A 2,964-nucleotide genomic window follows, 5' to 3' on the forward strand; every position below is an offset into this window, starting at 1 on the left:
CCCAACTGCTCATGCTTAACAGCTATCATTTTGGATTCATGTAGTGAATCCCTTGCCCGATTTGTGCAACAACGCCTCATCGCGACCATCGCCCGCCTGCGGACCCGCGCGCAATGATCCGGACCGACTAGACCATGGCAGACGCCAGCACGATCCACGCCCTGCCCTTCGCCGACCTGATGAACCGTGCCCAAAACCTGCACCGCGCGCATTTCGACCCCACTGCGATCGAGACGGCGAGCCTGCTCAGCATCAAGACCGGCGGCTGCCCGGAAGATTGCGGCTATTGCTCGCAATCCGCCCATCACGACACCGGGGTGAAGGCCACCAAGCTGATGGGAACAGAGGAAGTTCTGGCCGCCGCCAAGCGTGCCAAGGCCTCAGGAGCGCGGCGCTTCTGCATGGGCGATGCCGGGCGCAGCCCCAGGGACCGCGACATGAACAAGCTCTGCGACATGGTGTAGGACGTGGCCGAACTGGGGCTGAAAACCTGCATGACGCCAGGTCATGTTGACAAAAGGCGAAGCCAGAGGCGGATAGACGTGATGTCGATGAAGCCCAGAAAGAACTCAGCGGTTTTGTCGTAGCGTGTGGCGACCCGGCGTGCGTTTTTCAACTTGTTGAAGCAACGTTCGACGAGGTTGCGCAATGAATACAGCGAATGATCGACACCGACGCGCATCTTGCGTGATTTGCGCATGGGAATTTGGGTGAGCACGTCTCGTGCCTCCATCTTTTTCTGAATGTTGTCAGAGTCATAGCCTCTGTCTGCCAAGAGGACGCTCGGCTCTGGCGGGTTGTCGGCCATGACGAGGTCGAACCCCCGATAATCGGATGTCTGTCCCGGCATGATCTCAGTCCTCATGGGCAGGCCTGCTGCATTGACGCGGACGTGGATCTTGGTCGTGAAGTGGAAGATGGTCCAGAAAACAGTCCAGTGGACTGTTTTCCCATCGGACGCTCTTGAGCGGCCAGAACCCTGTCGTGGTGTCCCCCTATTGCGCCCGCTGCCTGATGACGGGCGCGAACCACGGTGCTGTCGACCATTTGGAGGAAATCCGGCACTGCCCCGCTTTGGTTCAGGGCGTCCATGACGTCTTCCAAAAGACCTGCCCGCGTCCAGCGTCGGAACTGCCGGTAGACGCTCGACCATTTGCCAAACTCCTCAGGCAGGTCGCGCCATGGGGCACCGGTGCGAGCGATCCAGAAAACCCCACCAAGAACTAGGCGGTGGTTGGTCGGCTTGCGCCCGTTCGGCGCACGGACGGCCAGGATAATCCGTTCAAAGAACGCCCACTCCTCGTCGGACATCAGGTCTCGTGCCAAGCTGCTCTCCATCGCAGATAGCAGCTTGAATCATGCCCACACCGCGATGTGAAACCTGTTTGTCAACATGACCTAGGCGTATGGGACCCGCAACAAATGAAAGTTTGGTGCTTGGTACAGATGCAGATTGCCTTGTTAATTGATTTCATAGTGCAAATTAAGAATGAACCGTCCAATCCATCGCTGGATGAACGGCAACCGCGCGGCAAACTCGGCAGCGCCGGGGCAACCTGACTAGCGAGCCCAAATCGTGGAATTTCGAGGTTAGTGGCGCACCCATCAGGATTCGAACCTGAGGCCTTCGCCTTCGGAGGGCGACGCTCTATCCAGCTGAGCTATGGGTGCGCAGTAGAACCGTTAGGCCCTGACTGCTTACGCAGTGCTTACGCGACTTCTCAAGCCTTTAAATCGAAAAACGATCTGCTCGGCAAGAGCTTGGTATCACGTCTCTTTCTTAGTCCTCGTCATCGCGGCAGCCCCTTGACATCAGCCTTCGGAGGGCAGCGCTCTATCCAGCTGAGCTACGGGTGCCTGCGCTTGGGGGTGATACGGCAAAGCGGCGGCGCCCGCAATCGGGAAATTTCGTCGGCGAGGCATTCGCTTGTCATGGCCTCTGGCGAGCCGCGCGCCCTGCCCCGGAGCCGCCTTGCGGGGCCTGACCCACGGACGCCAAGCCAAGCGCAGCCAGAAACGAGCGCGAAAGATCATGCCGCAAAGCGCATCCTGCGGAACACCATTCACGGCAAAATAACGGATCAACCCTAAACTGTGCACGTGAGTAAGATTCTCTCATTTTTCAAAGACTCATTTTTTCAGGAGACACAGCATGACCGGTATGACCCACGCCCTGTCCCGATACGATTACCTCGTGAAGCAATGCCTCGACGGCAAGGCCCTGTTGACCGAGCCGCCACTGGCGCAGCATTTCGGCCATCTCCTCGGCAAGCCGAACGAGATCACCGGGAACCTGTCGCACCAGGCAATCCTCGACGCCTACATCGCCCTTGTCGAGGGCATGAAACCCACGATGGTCACCCCCGGGCCGGCCGAGGCCGGGATGACCTTCTTCGGCCAGTTCGTCGACCATGACATCACGCTCGACGCCACCAGCAGCATCGGCAGGAAGATCGACCCTCGCTCGATCCGCAACGTGCGCACGCCGACGCTCGACCTCGACTGCGTCTACGGTGACGGGCCCGACGCGAGCCCGCATCTCTACCACAACAAGCACAAGGACTACCTGCTCTTCGGGCGCAACGACTGCCCGCTGGACCTTGCCCGCAACGCCAAGGGCACGGCGCTGATCGGCGATCCGCGCAACGACGAGAACATCCTGGTGAGCCAGATCCAGGGCGCCTTCATCTGCCTGCACAACATCCTCATGAGCCACGCCAAGGACGGCGCGCGGGCGGAGAACGAGGTGAGCCGGATGGTCCACGGCGTCGGCGGGATGTCCATCCGCAAGACCGTCTGGACCGAGACCGTAGTGCCGCGGCTGATGGACTTCGAGCACGTCCGGCGCACCGTCCGGCTGCACTACCAGTGGCTGGTGCTGAACCAGCTCCTGCCCTCCTTCGTCGACAAGGCCTGCATCAAGGCGGCGCTCGCGGCGCCCTACGTCTTCGGCACGCACGGCCC

The 2,964-nt window shown here is 60.3% G+C and carries 2 protein-coding genes, 1 tRNA gene and 2 pseudogenes; 2 read left to right on the top strand and 3 right to left on the bottom strand.

Annotation, left to right across the window (positions count from 1 at the left end; all coding sequences use genetic code 11):
* Positions 1-134: 134 nt before the first annotated feature.
* Positions 135-461, top strand: a pseudogene (locus HC022_RS22920) (biotin synthase); the annotation flags it as partial.
* A 44-nt stretch (positions 462-505) separates the two neighbouring features.
* On the opposite strand, the gene HC022_RS29465 reads toward HC022_RS22920, so the two are convergent.
* The 3 genes from HC022_RS29465 to HC022_RS22930 form a co-directional block, all read right to left on the bottom strand.
* Positions 506-865: a transposase gene (locus tag HC022_RS29465; protein WP_254885244.1), complete on the bottom strand. Its 360-nt coding sequence runs from the start codon at positions 863-865 to the stop codon at positions 506-508.
* Complete coding sequence (locus tag HC022_RS29470) at positions 862-1,311, bottom strand: IS5 family transposase (protein ID WP_254885245.1); 450 nt, start codon at positions 1,309-1,311, stop codon at positions 862-864. Before HC022_RS29470 ends, HC022_RS29465 begins: the two co-directional genes overlap by 4 nt.
* A gap of 283 nt (positions 1,312-1,594) precedes the next feature.
* A tRNA-Arg gene (locus HC022_RS22930) sits at positions 1,595-1,671 on the bottom strand.
* A gap of 481 nt (positions 1,672-2,152) precedes the next feature.
* Between HC022_RS22930 and HC022_RS22935 the strand changes: the two are divergent.
* Positions 2,153-2,964, top strand: a pseudogene (locus HC022_RS22935) (hypothetical protein); the annotation flags it as partial.

Origin of the sequence: Salipiger sp. HF18 (assembly GCF_011806505.1) — a bacterium.
In the GTDB taxonomy this organism is placed as follows: domain Bacteria; phylum Pseudomonadota; class Alphaproteobacteria; order Rhodobacterales; family Rhodobacteraceae; genus Salipiger; species Salipiger thiooxidans.

Excerpts from the sequence above, each read along its gene's own strand:
- HC022_RS29465 (WP_254885244.1), bottom strand. The coding sequence starts at position 865 with ATGAGGACTGAGATCATGCCGGGACAGACATCCGATTATCGGGGGTTC.
- HC022_RS29470 (WP_254885245.1), bottom strand. The coding sequence starts at position 1,311 with ATGTCCGACGAGGAGTGGGCGTTCTTTGAACGGATTATCCTGGCCGTC.